Below are 17,591 nucleotides of genomic sequence, written 5' to 3'. Positions count from 1 at the left end.
CCGCGCCTGCTCCGGCCAAGCTACGTCCGGCGGCCGCCGGCGGGTCAGGGCCATTGGTCCCGGATATCGTCGAGGAATGACCGGCGAGGCACCGCGCTGGCTGGCGCTCGGCGAGGACGCACTGCCCGACGGCTCGGGCTGGCTCAGTTCCGCCGAGGCGGAGCGCGCCGCCGGCCGGCGCCACCGCAAGCGGCACACCGAGTACCTGCTGCGCCGGCTCGTCGCCAAGCGGGCCGTCGCGGCGGTGCTCGGGCGGCCGGTCACTCCCGTCGCGCTGGCCGGTGTCGAGGTGGCGAACGCTCCCGGCGGGGCGCCGGAGGTGTTCGTCGACGGGACGCCGGCCGGCCTCGACGTCTCGATCTCCGACCGGGCTGGCTGGGCCGTCTGCGTCGTGGGCCGGGGTGTCGGCTGCGACCTGGAGCTGGTGGAGCCCCGCAGTCCCGGGTTTGTCCGCGACTTCCTCACCGGGTCGGAGCAGCGCCTGGTCGCGGAGTGGCCGCCGGACGACGAGGGTGCGCCGGCCACCCTGATCTGGTCGGCTAAGGAGAGCGCGCTCAAGGCGCTGCGCACCGGCCTGGATCGGGACACGCGTCAGGTCGAGGTGAGCCCGGGCGCCGCGGCCTCCGGCGGCTGGGCGCCGCTGACCGTACGCGTCGCCGAGGGTTGCCCGCTCACCGGCTGGTGGCGGCGGTACGGCCGGTTCGTCCTCACGATGGCCGGCCGGACGGCGAGCCTGCCGCCGGTCGCGCTCGGCGACCCGGCCGGGCTCGCCGCCGCGTCTCCCCGGCACTCCTGGCTGGACCGGCCGCTACGGTGATCCGGCCAGTCCCCGTTCGAGGGCGTCCACCAGATAGGGCCGCAGCCGCTCGGCCGCGATGACCCGGTCGACCGAGCCCACGGCCAGGGCCCGCCCGATCGTGTGGATCCGGTCGAACTTGTCGGCGATCGCGCCGAGCTGCGTGGCGCGCACGGCGGCGGTGGTCTCGGCCAGGGCGGTACGCGCCTTGGCCGCCTCGGCGTCGCCCGCCAGCCGCAGCCGCTCGGCGGCCGCCCGCACCTGAGGGTCGTCCTCGGTGGCGCGCCGGACGTCTCGGGCGAAGACCGTGGCCGCCGCCGGTGCGCCACCGATCACCGAGGCGAACGAGCCCTCGACGGCGGCGATCTCCATTCGCTCGTTGAGCGTCTTGGCGAACACCACGAAGGCGCCGCCGTGATAGCGGGACACCACCACGAACACGATCGGGCCGCGGAAGTTGGTCACCGCCCGGCCGATCTCCGCGCCGTACTCGAGCTGCCAGCGGCGCATGGACTCCGGCGAGCCGTCGAAGCCGGACAGGTTGGCCAGCATCACCAGCGGCCGGTTGCCGGAGGCCGCGTTGATCGCCCGGGCCAGCTTGCGCGACGACTGCGGGAACAGCGTGCCGGAGGTCCACGCCGACGGGCCGCCGGCCGGCACGAACCCGCGCCGCGGCAGCGGATGCGATTCCATGCCGAGCAGGCAGACCGGGATGCCACCGAGGTGCGCGTCCCAGACGATCGCGGTCTCCGCGCCACGCCAGTACGCCCACCGTTCCAGCGGCTCGGCGTCGGCGTCAGTGACGGCGCGCAGCACGGATCGCATGTCGAACGGCTTCTTGCGGTCGGCGTTGAGCTGGGCCGAGAAGATGTCACCGACCCGGCGCAGCCCGGTGTCCTCGCCCCCGGCATGCGGCGCCTGGCGCACGTCCCGTCCGATCGGGTCGGTGGTGCACCGACGGCGGGGACCGGCCTCACCCGGCACCACGTACGTGTGCTCGTAGTGCCGCAGCAGGATGTCGCAGGCCTCGGTCAGGTTCGCGGCCCAATACTGCGCCTGCCCGTTCGGCCCCATGATCCGGTCGAAGCCGCCGATGCCGAAGTTGTCCTCGGCGGAGACGCCGCCGGAGAAGTCCAGCGCCTGCTTGCCGGTGAGGACCATGGCGCTCGCCGGGCTCATCACGAGGATGCCCCGGGTATGCATGAGCATCGTGGCCTCGGCGTTCCAGTAGGGCTGGGCTCCGACGTTCACCCCCGTGACGACGATGTTCACCTCGCCGCCGGCCTGGGTGAACTCGATCAGCCGGCGCAGCACCGCGCCGATCCAGTCCATGTTCTCGGTGCCGCTGTCCATGGCGATCCGGGCGCCCGAGGACAGCGCGAACCACTCCACCGGGATGCGGCGGCGCTCGGCGAGGTCGAGGGCCGCGATGATCCGCCGGCACTCCGGTTCGGCGATGTTGCCCAGTCCCCGGGTGGGGTCGCCGAGCAGGATCACCCGGGTCATCCCCTCGGGGACCTTGGCGGTGTCGTTCGCCAGCACGCCCACCACGACGTTGGCGGTGTTCATGCCGTACGGGCGGGACACCGGCACGAGGTCTCCGTGCTCGTCCAGGTCGTGCTCGGTGAACCGGCCGGCCGGGAAGCGGGCGACGGCGTCCGGCGGCGGCGTGAGCATGCGGATGATCTCGTACGGATAGGGCGCGCCCAGCCGCCGCGCCCGCAGCAGCTTCTGCCGATACGGGGTCAGCGACCGGATCGGCTCCCGGCCCGGCGGCCGCTCCCGCACCGTCACACCGCCGCCGAGCCCCTCGACGTGTAGGACGGTGTCGCGGCCCTCGGGCAGGCGTACCCGCAGGACTGCCTTGTCCAGCCCGGCTCCCGCGGCAAGCGGGGCCAGGGCCTGGGCCAGCCCGTTCCATGCCGCGGGCGCCAGCTCCCACGGCGGTCGGACGTAGAGCACGAGCCGGTTGACGGCGGGCCGCTCCCGCTCGGGCAGTGCGGCGAGCGCCTCGCGCATGGCCGACAGGCCGAGCAGCCCCATCAGCTCCAGGCGCGGGTATCGCAGCGCGCCGGTGGAATCGCGGGCCGACGTGAGGTCGCGCACCTCGGCCAGCGCGAACAGGCGGTGGTCGCCGGGGTTGTCGTGGGCGACCGCGTCGAACAGATAGACGTCCTCCGCGGAGGCGAGGCGGCGCAGCCGGAAGTTTGCCAGCCGCCACAGCTCCAGGCGGGCGGCCAGCATTGGATGCAGATTGCGGTAGCGCGGATCTTCGATGAAGCCGCCCTCGCCACGCCGGTACGTCACGTGATGCCGGTCGCTGCCGGCCGTGGTGACGGTGATGTTCAGGCCGTGCAGCGGCCGGCCGAAGTCGCACTCCGCGGCCAGCTTGTCCATCGCGGCGACGACCTGCTCCTCCCCCACGTCCGGACCGTCGCGCCAGGCGGCCACGTCGACCACCACCGGGATCGCCGGGTCCACCGTGGCCAGGTGCTCGGCGATCACGCCGGCCGCCCGGGGCAGGCAAGGCAGCGGCAGGAACGTGGTGACCAGGTGGAACCGCTCGCCCTCGGCGGTGCAGTCGGCGACGCACAGCGGCCGGTCGCGGTGGCCGGCGAAGCGCAGGCCGGAGAGCCGGCCGACGCGATAGTAGCGACGGGTGCAGGCCTCGAGCACCGCGCGGCGCAGTCCCGGGTCGGTGCTGCCGCGCCAGGCGCCCAGCAGCGTGTCGTGCAGCGGTCGCGGGCAGGCCACGAGCCGGTCGATGCGAGCGGCCCGATCGGGCCGGTCGGGGTCGGCGCGCAGCGCGCCGAGGTCCTGCTGCGCGCGGGTGTTCTCCTCCGCCACCACGGCGGCCAGCAGCGGCTCGTCGACGAAGCGGAACCGCACGTCGCGGGCCAGGTCGGCGACCAAGGCGCGATGCCCGCGGACGGCGGTGGCCAGCCGATCGAGCCGGGCGCGGGTGCCCGGGTCGACGAGGCTCACCAGCTCGGCCCGGTGGTGCAGGCGGCGCTCCAGGATGTTCACGATCACCGGAACCATGTCGTCGATCCGGTGCAGCGAGCGCAGCAGCCACACGATCGCCTCGGCGAGCCGGTCGGTGCGGTCCAGCCCGTCGACGCCGTAGCGGCGCAGCGCCCGGGTCAGCCGCTCGCGGTACTCGAACGGCAGGCCGGCCCGGTCGGCGTCGAGCCATTGCAGGTAGGACAGGAGGTGCTCACGGCTGCTGCCGCCGTCCGGCGTCTCGTCGGCGCCGGCCTCCTCCCGCGGCCGGTAGAGCGCGCCGACGTCGGCGAACAGGTCCAGCAGGCCGTCCTCGCAGCGCAGCAGGCCGGGGTCGGCGGCCGGCGCGGTCTCGCTCAGCCGCCGCTGCCGGGTGCGCATCTCCCGGAGGGTGCCGGGGTCGAGGTCGTAGCCGAGCAGGTAGCCCTCCAGGGCGCGGTACACCCGCTCGCACGGCGGGGTGCCCGGCGCCGGGACGGCGGTGAGGCCGGCGAGGCTCAGGGACGGCCCGCCGGCGCTCGTGTCGCCCTCGTCCGCCCGGATCCGCATGATCGGCGCGCCCGCGTCCACCTGGACGTTGGCGCCGGCCTCGACGGAAACCACGGTGCCGCCGAACGGCGCGCTGATCGTGGACTCCATCTTCATGCTCTCCAGCACCGCCAGCGGCTGCCCGGCGGTGACCGGGTCGCCCGGTCCGACGAGCACCGACACCACGAACGCCGGGCCGGCGCAGCGCACCACGCCGCCGTCGTCGCGGGAGACGGTGTGCGCGACCCCGTCGAGGTCGACCCTGATCGTGGCGCCGTCGACCGTGGCGAGGAACCGGAGCGTCCGGCCGGCCACGGTGACCCGGCCCGCGTACCGGTCCGGGTGGCCGATCGTCAGGTCGGCGGCGCCGCCGACCCCGGCGACCCGGTAGGTGTCCGGGCCGGTCCGGTAGACGTGCAGGTCGTAGTGGTGGCCGCGGTAGCGCAGCCGGCAGCGGTGCCCGACCCCGGCCGGCGGCTCGGCCCCGCCGCGGGCGGCCCGGGCGTGCACGGCGGCCTGTTCGGCGGCCTGGTCCGCGTCGTACGAGGTGACCGCGGCCACCAGCAGCGCTACCGGGTCCGGGTCGGGCAGGTGTCCGCCCGCGGCGGTCAGGCGGTCCAGCCAGTGGTTGTCGAAGCGGCCGGCGCGCACCTCCGGCCGGCCGAGCAGGGCGAGCAGGAACGACCGGTTGGTCGTGCCGCCCTCGATCACCGCCGTGGTCTGGCGCAGCGCCCGCCGCAGCCGCGCGACGGCCTCCTCCCGGTCACGACCCCAGCAGACGATCTTCGCGATCATCGAGTCGAAGTCCGGCGGGATCACATCGCCCTCCCGCACGCCGGTGTCCACCCGGACGCCGGTGCCGGCCGGCAGGTCGAGCCGCAGCAGCCGGCCGGGAGCCGGGGCGAAGTCGTTCTCCGGGTCCTCGGCGCACAGCCGCGCCTCGACGGCGTGCCCGCGGACCGCCGGCGGTGTCCCGGTCAGCAGGCCGCCGCGCGCCACGTGCAACTGCAACTTGACCAGGTCGAGGCCGGTCGTGGCCTCGGTGACCGGGTGCTCGACCTGCAGCCGGGTGTTGACCTCCAGGAATAGGAAACGGCCGGTGTCCGGGTCGACGAGGAACTCGACGGTGCCGGCGCCGCAGTAGCCGGCGCTTGCGGTAACCCGCAGGGCTGCGTCGCGGATCTCCCGTTCGAGGCGCCGGTCCAGCGCCGTCGACCCCGACTCCTCGATCACCTTCTGGTGCCGCCGCTGCAGGGTGCAGTCGCGGACGCCGACCGCCCACGTCGTGCCGTACCGGTCGGCGATCACCTGGACCTCGACGTGCCGGGCCGCCGGGACCATCCGCTCCAGGAACACGGTGGGATCGCCGAACGCGAGCTCCGCCTCGGCGCGCGCCGAGGTCAGCGCGACCTCCAGCTCGGCCTCGGCGTGGATGAGCCGGATGCCCCGGCCGCCGCCGCCCGCGGCCGCCTTGAGCACCAGCGAGTAGCCGAGCCGGGCGGCGTGCCCCCGGGCGTGGCCGAGGTCGGCGACCGGTTCGCCGCTCCACGGCACCACCGGGACGCCGGCCGCCTCGGCCAGCCGCTTGGCGGCCACCTTGTCGCCGAGGAGTCGGATCGTCTCGCTGGACGGGCCGACGAAGACGATCCCGGTCTCCTCGCACTTCCGGGCGAACGAGGCTCGCTCGGCCAGGAATCCCCAGCCGACCCAGACGGCGTCGGCCCGGGCCCGCCGGAGGGTGTCGAGCACCGCGTCCTCGTCGAGATAGCGGGACTGGCGATGACCGGTCGAGGCGTCGAGGAACGTCGCCGGCCCGAGCGGGACGGCCTCGTCCGCCTCCCGGACGAACCACGCCTGGGCGTCCGGGTCGGTATGCAGCGCGATCGTGGTGATCGGCGGGTCGTCACCGGCCTGGTTCAGCTCGTGGACCGCGGTCAGGGCGCGCATCGCCGCCTCGCCGCGGTTGGCGATCGCCAACCGGCGGATCTGCGTGGTCATCGCCGTCACTCCCTCAACCGCGCAGGACGGATCGGATCGGGTCGATCACGTCGTCCGGCAGGGCCTCCGGCAGTGCCACCGAGCGGTAGCCGCGCACGGCCAGGACCACCGTGTCGCCATCGTGCAGGACCCCGTCGTAGCCGCCGGTCCCGTCCGGCCGGACGGTCGCGACGAGCCCGGCCTGCTCGGCCGGCTCGGCGCTCAGCCGGATCTCCCCGATGTGCAGCGGGAGCGCCAGCCGCCCCTGCCGGGCCGCCTCGTCCAGCCCGGCGGCCTGCAAGCACAGCTCCACCAGGCGCGGGCCGGCCAGCGTCGGCGCACCGGCCTGGGCCGGCCGGTCGCCGGCGAACCGCGCCGCCACGCCGTCGCCGTCCGGCCAGGCCGCGGCGACCACCTGGTACGCCGGCCCGTGGAAGAACAGCCGGTAGACGTCGCTCGGGCCACTCACCCGTTCGGGCTCGGCCGCCGGCGGCTCCCCGGTGACCGGCCGCGGTGGTTCGGCCGACAGCCGGATCGCACCGGTGAAGTGCACCGTCCGCTGTGGCCGGTCGGAGCCGGGCAGCGTCCGCTCGGCGCTGAGCCGGCACTCGGCGAGCAGGTCGCCGCCGTCGGGGCGCAGCAGAGCCGCGACCGTCAGTGTCCGGGGTTGGTCGCGGTAGAACTTGACCGGCGCGTGGAAGTCGATGCCCTCGGCTCCGATCACGTGCCAGCCGGGCGCGAGCAGCCGGGCGGCCTCGGCGAACGCCTCGATGCCCATCACTCCGGGCAGCACCGGGACACCCTCGATCCGATGATGGTCGAGGAACGGTGTCCCGGCCGGGTCCAGGGTGGTGGTGACGACCAGTCCATCGTGCAGGCCGAACCGGACCGCCCGGCCGGCGACCGGGCCACCGGCCGGCAACGCGGCCGGGTCGAGGCCGCCGGTGTCGTGGAACTCGGCGGCCAGCACGCCCAGCTCGCCGGCGACGACCACCTCGGGGTCGGTGGTGCCGCAGGTCAGCTCGTGCCGGATCCACGGCACGCCGATCGCGGCCGGCAGCATCTCGACGCCGGCCTGCGCCATCACCGTCGGGATCGAGCCGCGGGTGGCCATGCCGATGTCGCCCCAGGCCGTCCAGTCGACGGCCAGCGGCCGCACGCCGGGCCGGGTCCGGCGCAGGCTGCTCAGCAGCTTGCACTGCAGGTCGTTGGCGGCGCTGTAGTCGGTCTGCCCGGCGTTGCCGAAGCGTCCGGCGACCGAGCTGAACCCGACCACGGTGCCGAGCGACACGTCGCCCAGGGCGCGCAGCACGTGGTGGAGCCCGTCCGCCTTGACGCCGAACACCAGCGCGAACTCCGCCGGCGGCTTGTCCGGCAGCGCGTGGCTGATCTCCAGGCCGGCGCCGTGCACCAGCACGTCCACCCGGCCTCCGCCGTCACGCACCGGCGCGAGGGCCTTCTCGACGGCGCCCGGGTCGGTGAGGTCGGCGCAGTGGTAGTGGACCGATCCGCCGGCTCGCTGCACGGCCTGGATCGCGGCCAGCGCGGCCTGCAGCCGTTCCAGGCGCGCCAGCTCCCGTTCGATCGCCACCGGGGTGGGCCGCTCGCCGGCCGCGCGCAGGCGATCGGCGTACTCAATCTTGAATGCTTCTCGGTCCTCGGTGTAGCGCCGCAGGGCGGGATCCGCCGGGTCCGGTTCCGGGGTGAGGTCGATGAGGTGGAAGGTGCCGCGCGACGCCGCGGCGAGATCGGCGGTGATGGCCGAGACGATGCTGCCGGCCGCGCCGGTGACCACGAAGACCTGATCGGGTCCGAGCTGCGCGCTCGGCTCGCCGAACGGCCGCTCGGCCAGGCCGACGCCCCACCGCCGGCCCTCGGCGTGCCCGACCTCGACGCAGCCGGGATCGCGCAGCGTCTCCTCCACCAGCAGCTCGGCGAGTGCCGCGGTCTTCCGGCTCGGCGCGAAGTCGACGGCCTTGACCAGGGTATCCGGGCGCTCGCGGCGGTAGGCCTTGGCGAAGCCGGTGACCGCGCCGCCGAGCGGACAGGTCGCCCCGGCGTCGTCGTAGCCGTGGAAGCCGCCGAGCCGGGTGGCGGTGACCAGGAACGGGTTGTGCGGGTAGAGGACGCGCATGGTGGCGTGCAGCGAGTGCACCCGCCGGCGTACGGCCGCGTCCCAGTCCTCCGGGCCAAGCTCGTCCAGCGGTCCCTCGTCGTCCAGTGCCGCCAGCCAGTAGACGCCGTGCACCGGTCCGTCGGCGGCGAACCCGGCCAGGCTCGCGGCCGGGTCGTCCGGGTCGAGCGTCAACGCCTCGACGTCCAGCCGCCGCAGCCGGGCGGCCAGCGCCTCGCCGACACCACCGGTGTCGGGCATGACGACGACCCGGGTGCCCGCGTCCAGCGTCGTGCCGGTCGGGACGCAGGCGGCGAGGTCGGGGCGCAGCGCCGGCACCGGGACCCGGCGGGTGATCCGGCCGGTCGGCACCGGTTCGGCCGGGGCGGCTTCGACCGGCGTCGGCGCGGACGACGACGCTGCTGTCCGTTCCCGGATCCAGCCGATCACGTGCGACAGCGTGGGAAAGTCACGCAGCCGCAGATCGTCGTCGCGAGCCACCTCGAAACGCTGCCGCACGGCGGCGAACACCTCGGCCTGCTTCACCGTGTCGACCCCCAGATCGGCCTCCAGATCCAGATCCAGGTCCAGCAGATCCGGCGGATAGCCGGTCAGCTCCGACACGATCCCCACCACCGCGTCGGTGACCTCGTCGGTCGCCTGCGGAGGTGGCGCCTCGACGGCAGGCGCCGGAGGCGTTCCCGTCTTCTCCCGGATCCAGCCGATCACGTGCGACAGCGTGGGAAAATCACGCAGCCGCAGATCGTCGTCGCGAGCCACCTCGAAACGCTGCCGCACGGCGGCGAACACCTCGGCCTGCTTCACCGTGTCGACCCCCAGATCGGCCTCCAGATCCAGATCCAGGTCCAGCAGGTCCGGCGGATAGCCGGTCAGCTCCGACACGATCCCCACCACCGCGTCGGTGACCTCGTCGGTCGCCGGGGAAGCCGGAAGTTCCGGCTCCACAGCGACCGGCTCCGGGAGCACGGGATTCTGCACGGCGGGCGGCGAGGCCGGTTGGGGCGGGATGGCCGCCGGATGCGCCTGGTCGACGACCCGCAACCGCCGTTGGACGACCTCCAGGTGCGCTCCGGCGCCGGCGATCAGCGACAGCCAGCGCTGCCAGGCCGCGGGGTCGTCGATGCGGTAGGCGTAGCCGAGCTCGTCGGGCGCACGACGCCGCCCGTCCGGCGACGGCGTCCAGCGCAGCAGCGACATGGCGATCTGGGAACCGAACCCGGCCGCGAGCCGCAGCGCGTACCGCACCGGGTAGGCGCCGCCGGTGGAGAGGTTGAGCCGGCCCAGCTCCGGGTCGGGCTCCTTGAAGTTGGGTACGGGCGGAACCAGCCCGGTTTCGAGGGCCTTGACCGCGACGACGTCCTCGACGCCGGCGCCCATGGCGTGGCCGGTGAAGCCCTTGGTGTTGGTGATGACCACCGCGTCGGCGTCCGCGCCGAAGGTACGGCGCAGGGCGTTGATCTCGGCGGACGCGCTGCCGCCGCGGGCCGGGGTGTAGGTCTCGTGTGAGACGAACACGGTGGCCGGCGCGATCGCGTGCCGGTCGGCGCCGTACGCCTCGGCCCGGCCCAGGAGCTGCTCCATGACCTGGCCGATGTGCTCGACGTCGAGGCGGGTGCCGTGGAAGGCGCTGTTCGCGGAGACCGCGCCGAGCACCTCGCAGATCGGCCGCAGGCCGCGTTCGCGGGCCGCCTCGGCCGACTCCACGACGAGCGCGGCCGCGCCCATCCCGACGATCATGCCGTGCCGGCGCCGGTCGAACGGCGTGGCCGCGTCCTCGACGATGTCGTCGGTGGCGGCCGCGCCGGAGGCGAGGAACCCGGAGGCGACCCAGGGCAGCAGGCTGTCCGACGTGACGTTGTCGGCGGACACGACGACCACCCGGCGGCAGCGCCCGGCGCGGATCCAGTCCTCGGCCAGCGCCACCGCCTGGGTGGTGCTCGCGCACGCGGCGTTGATCTGGGTGTTCGGTCCCCGTGCCCCGATGATCTCGGCGAACTGGGAGTGGCCCATCGACAGGCAGCGGAACAGGAAGCGCCGGTCGAAGACGAACGGGTCGGCCTCGATCTCCCGCCGCAGATCCCGGACGCGCCGGTCCACCTCGGCGGCGGCCGGGTCGTCGCCGCGCATCCGGGCCTGGAGCGTCTCCAGCCCGCTCAGCTGGTCGCGGCGCGCCCGGTCGGTGTAGTAGCGCTGCATCTCGTGCGCGAAGTTGTCGTACCCGGGGAAGGCCGAGGCGAAGATGACGCCGGTGTCGTCGCGCAGCGCCTCCGGCAGTCCCCACCGGTCCGGCAGGCGGGTGCCGAGCGTGCTGGTCTTGTAGTGCATCACCAGCGGGATGCCGGCGTCGCGCAGCGCGTCGAACCCGGAGCCGATGGCCAGCCGCGTCGCATCGTCCAGCGCCGCGTCCCGGTCGGCGTCGACGCCGAACTGCGCCACCACGTCGAGCCCGGCGGCGCGGCCGGCGAGCTTGACGACGTCCGCCTCGCTGTCGATCGTCTCGAAGGTGGGGTCGCCGTCGGCCCGCTTGATCAGCCGGGTGATCCGCCGGTCCACCATCTCGCGGCGCAGCCGGTGCGGGATGGTGTCGATGAACTGCTGTCCACTCAGGATCCGGGCGACGTTCTCGTCGTCGAAGACGCGCGGGACGCCGGGCAGTCCCAGCGCCGCGCCGGTCACCACCACCGGCTCGCCGGTGGCCGGGGCCGGCCCGCTGCCGGCCCGTGCGGGCTCGCCGGAGTAGATCCGCATGCCGCGTTCGAGCACGTCGGCGAAGAGATGGCCCAGTTCGGTGTAGCGATCGGTGGTCATGGTGGCGCCTTCCGACTCGGCCCGGCCGGGCCCGAAACCCAGCCCCGCGGCGTACAGACCGCAGAGTGCCTGGTTGAACGAGGCGATCTCGCCGGTCTTGGGATGGTTGGTGTACAGGCTCAGCACGTCGTCGCCGAGGACGTCGGCCGCGAAGCCCTGCAGCGCCTTCTTCGGGCCGACCTCGACGAAGATCCGCGCGCCGGCGTCGTAGAGGGTGCGCAGGCCCCGGACGAACTGCACGGGCGAGGCGACCTGGCGGCCGAGCAGATCGAGCATGGTCTCGACGTCGGCGTCGGCCGGGTAGAAGTCGCCGGTCACGTTGGACACGATCGGGCGGGCCGGCGGCCGCACGTCGAGCCGGCGCAGCGCCGCGGTCAGCGGTTCGCTGATCGGTGCGACGATGGCCGTGTGGAACGCGTGGCTGACCGGGATCCGGTTGGCGGTCATCCCGGCGGCTCGGAAAGCCTCGACGGCGCGCCCGACGGCCTCGGTGGCGCCGCCGATCACCGCCTGGCTGATGCTGTTGATGTTGGCGACGACCACGTACCCGTCGGTCGCGGCCACGATCCGCTCGATCTCGGCGAGCGGACCGGTCACCGCGGCCATGGCGCCGTTGTCGGCCATGGCCAGGTCGGCCATCTCCCGGCCACGGGCGCTGACCGCCTCCAGCGCGGCCCGGAACGACAGGGCGCCGGCCGCGACCAGCGCGCCGTACTCGCCGAGGCTGTGGCCCATCACCAGGTCGGGCCGCACGCCGTAGGCCTCCAGCAGCCGGGTCATCGCCAGGTCGGTGGCGAGCACGGCCGGCTGGGTGATCTCGGTCTGCATGAGCTGCTGCTCGAGCCGCCGCGTGGTGGCCTCGTCGGGGTCGTCGGCGAAGATGTACGCCGACAGCGGCCGGCCCAGCAGCGGGGTCATGACCGCGTCGGCCTCGGCGAAGGCGCCGGCCACGATCGGCTCGCTGCGCCGCAGCCCGGCGAGCATGTTGACGTACTGCGAGCCTTGTCCGGTGTAGAGGAAGGCCACCTTGCCGGGCTTGCCGCGGCCGAGGAAGACGCCCTGCGCCCGCAGCATCCGCCACATCGGCTCGCTGTTGCCGCGCAGCGCCTGCAAGGCCTTGCCCGCCTTGGTGGCGAGGTCCCCCGCGTCGGCGTAGTCGATGGCGACCCGGATCGCGGCGTCGGCGAGCGCGGGATCGGGCGCGGCCGGCGCCGGCGCGCGTCCCGCGGCGGCCGCGGACCGCAGCTCCTCCAGCCGGCCGGCGACCTCAGTCTCGTCACGGCCGCCGACCACCGCCGCCCCGCGCAGCGGTGGCCGGGGCGCGGTGCCGACCGGTTCGCTCCTGGGCAACGTCTCTCCGGCGAACGACCGGGCTGCCTCGGGTTGGCGGTGCCGGCCGGGCACGTACTCCTCGAGCACGGCATGGAAGTTGGTGCCGCCGAAGCCGAAGGCGCTGACCCCGGCGTACCGGACGCGGCCGGGCGGGGCCGGCCACTCCCGCAGCTCGGTGTTGACCCGGAAGGGGACGGAGTTCCAGTCCACGTTGGGGTTCGGCCGCTCGAAGTGCAGGCTCGGCGGCAACACCCGATGGTGCAGGCTGAGCACGGTCTTGAACAGACCGGCCGCGCCCGCGGCGGCCTTGAGGTGCCCGATGTTGGACTTGACCGAGCCGAGCGCGATCGTGCCGTGTGCGGCGCCGGCCTTGCCGAACACGTCGGTGAGAGCGGCCAGTTCGGTGGCGTCGCCCACCCGGGTCGAGGTGCCGTGCGCCTCGATGCAGGCCGCCAGGGCGGGGTCGACGCCGGCGTCGTGCCAGGCGCGCTCCACCGCCAGTCGCTGCCCCACCGGGTTGGGCGCGGTGATGCCCTTGCCGCGTCCGTCGCTGGCCCCGCCGAGACCGAGCAGAACCGCGTAGATCCGGTCGCCGTCGCGTTCGGCGTCGGCCAGTCGCTTGAGCACGAACAGCGCGGCGCCCTCGCCCATCACGAAGCCGTCGGCGCCGGCGTCGAACGGGCGGGTGCCGGTCGCCGACAGCGCGCCGATCTTGCAGAACTTGACGAAGGCGGCCGCGTTCATGTTCCGGTCGACCCCGCCGGTGACGGCGGCGTCGAAGTCTCCGGCCTGCAGGCCGCGTACCGCCGCGGTCATGGCCGCGAGCCCGGAGGCGCACGCGGCGTCGGTGGTGAAGTTGGGGCCGCGGAAGTTGAGCAGGGCGGCGACCCGGCCGGCGATCACGTTCGCCAGCTCGCCCGGCATGGTGTCCTCGGTGATCTCGAACATGGTGCCGAGGAAGCCGTCGCGGGTCTCGGCCAGCACGGTGTCGCGGACGTGCTCGGGCAGCGCCGCGAACGAGGGCGCCCGCCGCAGCGCGCGGTCCAGCTCGGCGTACTCCACGCGCAGGTTGCTGCGGTAGTGCTTGTCGCCGCCGAGGGCGTTGCCGAGGATGACGGCGACGCGTTCCGGATCCACGGTCCAGTCCGGCCACCCGGCGTCGAGCAGGGCCGCCCGGGACGCCGCGACCGACCACTTCTGACCCTCCTCCATCTGCGCGCCGACCGCCGGCGGGACCGGCAGCCGCCAGCCCAGCGGGTTCCATTCGTACGCGCGGACCCAGCCGCCGATGCGCGAGTAGGTACGGTCGGGCGCCCGCGGGTCGGGGTCGTAGTACAGGGCCGGGTCCCACCGTTCCGGCGGCACGTCGCCGATGCTGTACCGGCCGGCCTTGATGTTCGCCCAGAAGGCGGCCGCGTCCGGCGCGTCCGGCATGATGGCGCCGACTCCGACGACGGCGATGGGCGTGGTGGCGGTCATGAGGGCACCTCCGGGGTGGCTTCCCGGCCGTAGACGGCGTCGGCGATCTGGTCGAGGTCGGCGATCAGGCCGGCCTGCGCGGCCCGCACCCGGTCGAGCGGAAGGGCGGCGGCGAGGCCGGCGGCCGCGGGCTCCGGACGGGCTCCGCCGATCGATGGTCCAGGCTTGGGTAGCGGCACCGCGCCGGTCACCCAGCGCAGGCCGTCCTCGGCGACCTTCAGCGTGGCCTCGCGCGCGAAGACCCGGGCGACGGCGGCGAGGGTGCCGGCGTCGAACCTGCGGTCCGCCTTCTCCGGCAGGGTCTCGGACATCGCGTCGGCGGCGCGCCGGGCCAGGGCGCCGGCGCATTCCGCGTACGCGATCAGCTCGCCCAGCCGCAGCAGGATGTGCTGATGCCGGGTCAGCCGGTCGGCGCGGCACGCTTCGAGCACGTCGGCCAGGCAGTCCAGGGCGAGCGCCGCGGCCGGGGCGCCGCACTCGTCCGGCAGCCCGGCCAGCGCGCGGGCGGCGTCCCGGTGGTACTGCCCGTGCGTCTTGAGGTGTTGCTGCCAGCGGTCCCGGGCGATGGTCATCTCGAGGATCTCCGAGGTGCCCTCGTAGATCGTGGTGATCCGGACGTCCCGCCGGATCTTCTCCACCAGGTACGGCCGGGTGTAGCCGTACCCGCCGTGCGCCTGGATGGCGGCGTCCGCGGCCGCGTTGCCCGCCTCGGTGGCCAGGTATTTCGCGATGGCGCCCGCAGTGTTGAGATCGGCCGTGCTGCCCTGGCCCGCGTCGATCAGGGCGGCCGTCTGTTCCAGGTACGCGCGGGCGGCCTCCAGCCGGACCAGGTGCGGCACGATCAGCTTGTGGGTGTATCCGCGTTTGGCGGACAGCGGCGTGCCGCCCTGCACCCGGTCGGCGGAGTAGGCGATCGCCCGGTCCAGCGCGGACCAGCCCCCGCCGAGGCCGAACGCGGCGACCATCACCCGGGTGTAGCCGAAGACCTGCTGGGCCTGGATCAGCCCGCGGCCCTCGACCCGCCCGACCAGGTTCTCGGCCGGGACCAGCACGTCGTCGAGGAACAGCGCGGCGGTGTTGGACAGCCGGATGCCGTGCTTGTCCTCCGGGGTGGCGGCCGAGAAGCCGGGCGTGCCCTTCTCCACCAGGAACCAGGACGGGCCGCCGGGGGCGAGCGCCAGCACGGTGGTGACGTCGGCGATCGAGCCGTTGCTGATCCACTGCTTGCGCCCGGTGAGGCGGTAGCCGGTGACCCGGCCGTCGGTCTCGACGGGCGTCGCCGTGGTGGTCAGCGCGCCCAGGTCGCTGCCGGCCTCGGGTTCGGTGGCGCCGTAGGCGAACATGGTGCCCTGCTCGGCGATCCGGCCCAGCCACTCCTTGCGCTGCTCGGGGGTCGCGCCCACCAGCACCGGGTCGCTGCCGAGGAAGGTCGCGAACACCGAGGTGGCGACCCCGATGTCCAGCCGGGCGAGCCGTTCGCAGACCCGGTAGGCGTCGAACGCGCCGCCGCCGAGCCCGCCGTACTCCTCGGGGATGAAGACCAGGTGTACGCCGAGGTCGTCGCCGCACATGGCGCGCACCGTCTCCTCGGGACAGGTGTCGTCGTGGTCGAGTTCCAGCAGGCGGCTGTCCGGCAGCGCGCCGGCGACGAAGTCGTCCAGGGCGGACAGCATCATCCGCAGCGTGTCGCCGTCCAGCCCGGTGGTGGTCGCGGTCATGAGCTCATCCCTCCCCGGCGCTCCCGCACCTCGTCGATCAGGGCCGGAACGACCCGGTGCAGATCACCCACGACGCCGAAGTCGGCGATCTGGAAGATCGGCGCCTTCGGGTCCTTGTTGATCGCCACGATCGTGTGCGAGCCCTGCATGCCGGCCCGGTGCTGGATCGCGCCCGAGATGCCGACGGCCAGGTAGAGCTGCGGGGCGACGGTCGTGCCGGTCTGCCCGATCTGCAGCTGGTGCGGGCACCAGCCCAGGTCGGTGGCCGCGCGGGAGGCGCCGACGGCGGCGCCCAGCTCGTCGGCCAGCCGGTCGAGCAGGGTGAACGCCTCGGCCGAACCGAAGCCGCGTCCACCCGCGACGACGACGTTCGCGCCGGCCAGGTCGGGACGGCCGGTCGCCGTCTTCGGTTCCCGGGAGACGACGCGCGCCGCCGGGACCGGCGCCACGCCGGGCGAGGGCACCGCCGTCACGACCGGCTCGACCGGCATCTCCTGCGGGGTGACCGTGTTGGGGCGCACCGTGATGACCGGCGTGCCGCGGCACACCTGGCTCTCGGCCAGCCAGGCGCCGGCGAGCACCGACTGGGTGACCACCGGGCCGTCCGGGCCGGCGGTGACATCGACCGCGTCGGTGAGGATCCCGGCGTCGAGGCGTACGGCGAGCCGGGCGGCGATCTCCTTGCCGGCGGCCCCCGACTCCAGCAGCACCGCGGCCGGCGAGACGCGGGCCGCCAGGTCGGTCATTGCCGCCACCGGGTCGGCGGGCGGCACCTCGTACACCGTGGTGGCGCCGTGGCGGCCGAGGACCGCGACCAGCTCGGCGCCGGCGTCGCCGAGCACCACCGCGGCGGGTTCGCCCAGCCGGCGGGCCAGGGTCAGCAGTTCCAGGGTGGCCTTGCGGACGGCAGCGCCGTCGGGCTCGGCCAGGACGAGGACGGTACGCACGACAGCCTCCCAGGGGCTCGTGGCTTACAGCGGCTCGGGGCTTGAGCGGCTCGGGGCTTGAGCGGCTCGGGGCTTACAGCAGCTTGTTGGCGACGAGGAAGTCGGCGAGCCGCGCGGCGGCGTCGCCCTCGTCGGTGACGACCGTGCCGGCCTCGCGAGGCGGGCGTGGCTTGATGGCGCGCACCAAGGTGCCCGCCGCCGCGGCGCCGACCCGCTCCGGCTCGATGCCCAGGTCGGCCAGCGACCACGTGGTGATCGGCCTCTTCTTGGCGGCGACGATGCCCTTGAACGACGGCAGCCGTGCCTCACCGGCCCGGTCGGTGACCGTCACCAGGGCGGGCAGCGGCGCGGTCACCTCCTCGGTGGCGTCGCCGGTGTCGCGCCGGGCGGTCACCGCCGAGCCGTCCGCGCTCAGCGCCACGACGTTGGTCACCGCCGGCACGGCGAGGCGCTCGGCCACCATCACCGGCACCACCGACATCTCGGCGTCGGTCGACGCCATGCCGCACAGCACCAGGTCGAAGCCGATCCGCCGGAGCGCGGCGGCGAGCACGAGCGAGGTGCCGACCGCGTCGGTGCCGTGCAGGCGGTCGTCGAGCAGGTGGGTCGCGCCGGTCCCGCCCATGGCGAGGGCACGGCGCAGGGCGTCCACCGCCCGGGCCGGCCCCATGGTGAGGTAGCCGACCTCCGTCGCGACGCCGGCCTCCGTCAGCCGGACGGCCTGTTCGACGGCGTACTCGTCGAGTTCGGACAACCCGCCCTCGGTGTGCTCCCGATCGAGGGTGCGGTCGCCGGCGAAATACCGGCCCGCGGTGGGCTCCGGAACGTGCTTGACCAGAACAACGATTTTCATGGGTCTCCCCTGACGC

General features: G+C 74.4%; 6 protein-coding genes. 1 reads left to right on the top strand and 5 read right to left on the bottom strand.

The genetic code is table 11. The annotated features are described in order from the left end of the window. Positions 1-76 precede the first annotated feature (76 nt). Positions 77-817, top strand: a complete 741-nt coding sequence (locus tag ODJ79_RS37675; RefSeq protein WP_263028469.1) for a 4'-phosphopantetheinyl transferase family protein — start codon at positions 77-79, stop codon at positions 815-817. On the opposite strand, the gene ODJ79_RS37670 is transcribed toward ODJ79_RS37675, so the two are convergent. The 5 genes from ODJ79_RS37670 to ODJ79_RS37650 form a co-directional block, all read right to left on the bottom strand. Continuing rightward, the gene (locus ODJ79_RS37670) at positions 809-6,325 is read right to left on the bottom strand and encodes a carboxyl transferase domain-containing protein (protein ID WP_263028468.1); all 5,517 of its coding nucleotides are present in this window, start codon (positions 6,323-6,325) and stop codon (positions 809-811) included. The two genes, ODJ79_RS37675 and ODJ79_RS37670, sit on opposite strands and share 9 nt — an antisense overlap. 13 nt (positions 6,326-6,338) lie before the next feature. Further along, entirely contained in the window at positions 6,339-14,057 is a 7,719-nt protein-coding gene (locus tag ODJ79_RS37665; RefSeq protein WP_263028467.1) for a type I polyketide synthase, read from the bottom strand. Beyond that, a complete protein-coding gene (locus tag ODJ79_RS37660) occupies positions 14,054-15,775 on the bottom strand; it encodes an acyl-CoA dehydrogenase family protein (protein WP_263028466.1) in 1,722 nt (573 codons plus the stop codon). The genes ODJ79_RS37665 and ODJ79_RS37660 overlap by 4 nt, the downstream gene beginning before the upstream one ends. After that, on the bottom strand, positions 15,772-16,722 hold the full coding sequence (locus tag ODJ79_RS37655) for an electron transfer flavoprotein subunit alpha/FixB family protein (RefSeq protein WP_263028465.1): 951 nt from the start codon (positions 16,720-16,722) through the stop codon (positions 15,772-15,774). Before ODJ79_RS37655 ends, ODJ79_RS37660 begins: the two co-directional genes overlap by 4 nt. Before the next feature lie 73 nt (positions 16,723-16,795). Further along, a complete protein-coding gene (locus ODJ79_RS37650; protein WP_263028464.1) occupies positions 16,796-17,575 on the bottom strand; it encodes an electron transfer flavoprotein subunit beta/FixA family protein in 780 nt (259 codons plus the stop codon). Positions 17,576-17,591: the final 16 nt, after the last annotated feature.

This window comes from Actinoplanes sp. KI2, from assembly GCF_025630775.1.
Lineage (GTDB): Bacteria > Actinomycetota > Actinomycetes > Mycobacteriales > Micromonosporaceae > Actinoplanes.
Note: the sequence above shows the minus strand (reverse complement) of the source record. Positions and strands in the feature narration are given on the sequence as shown.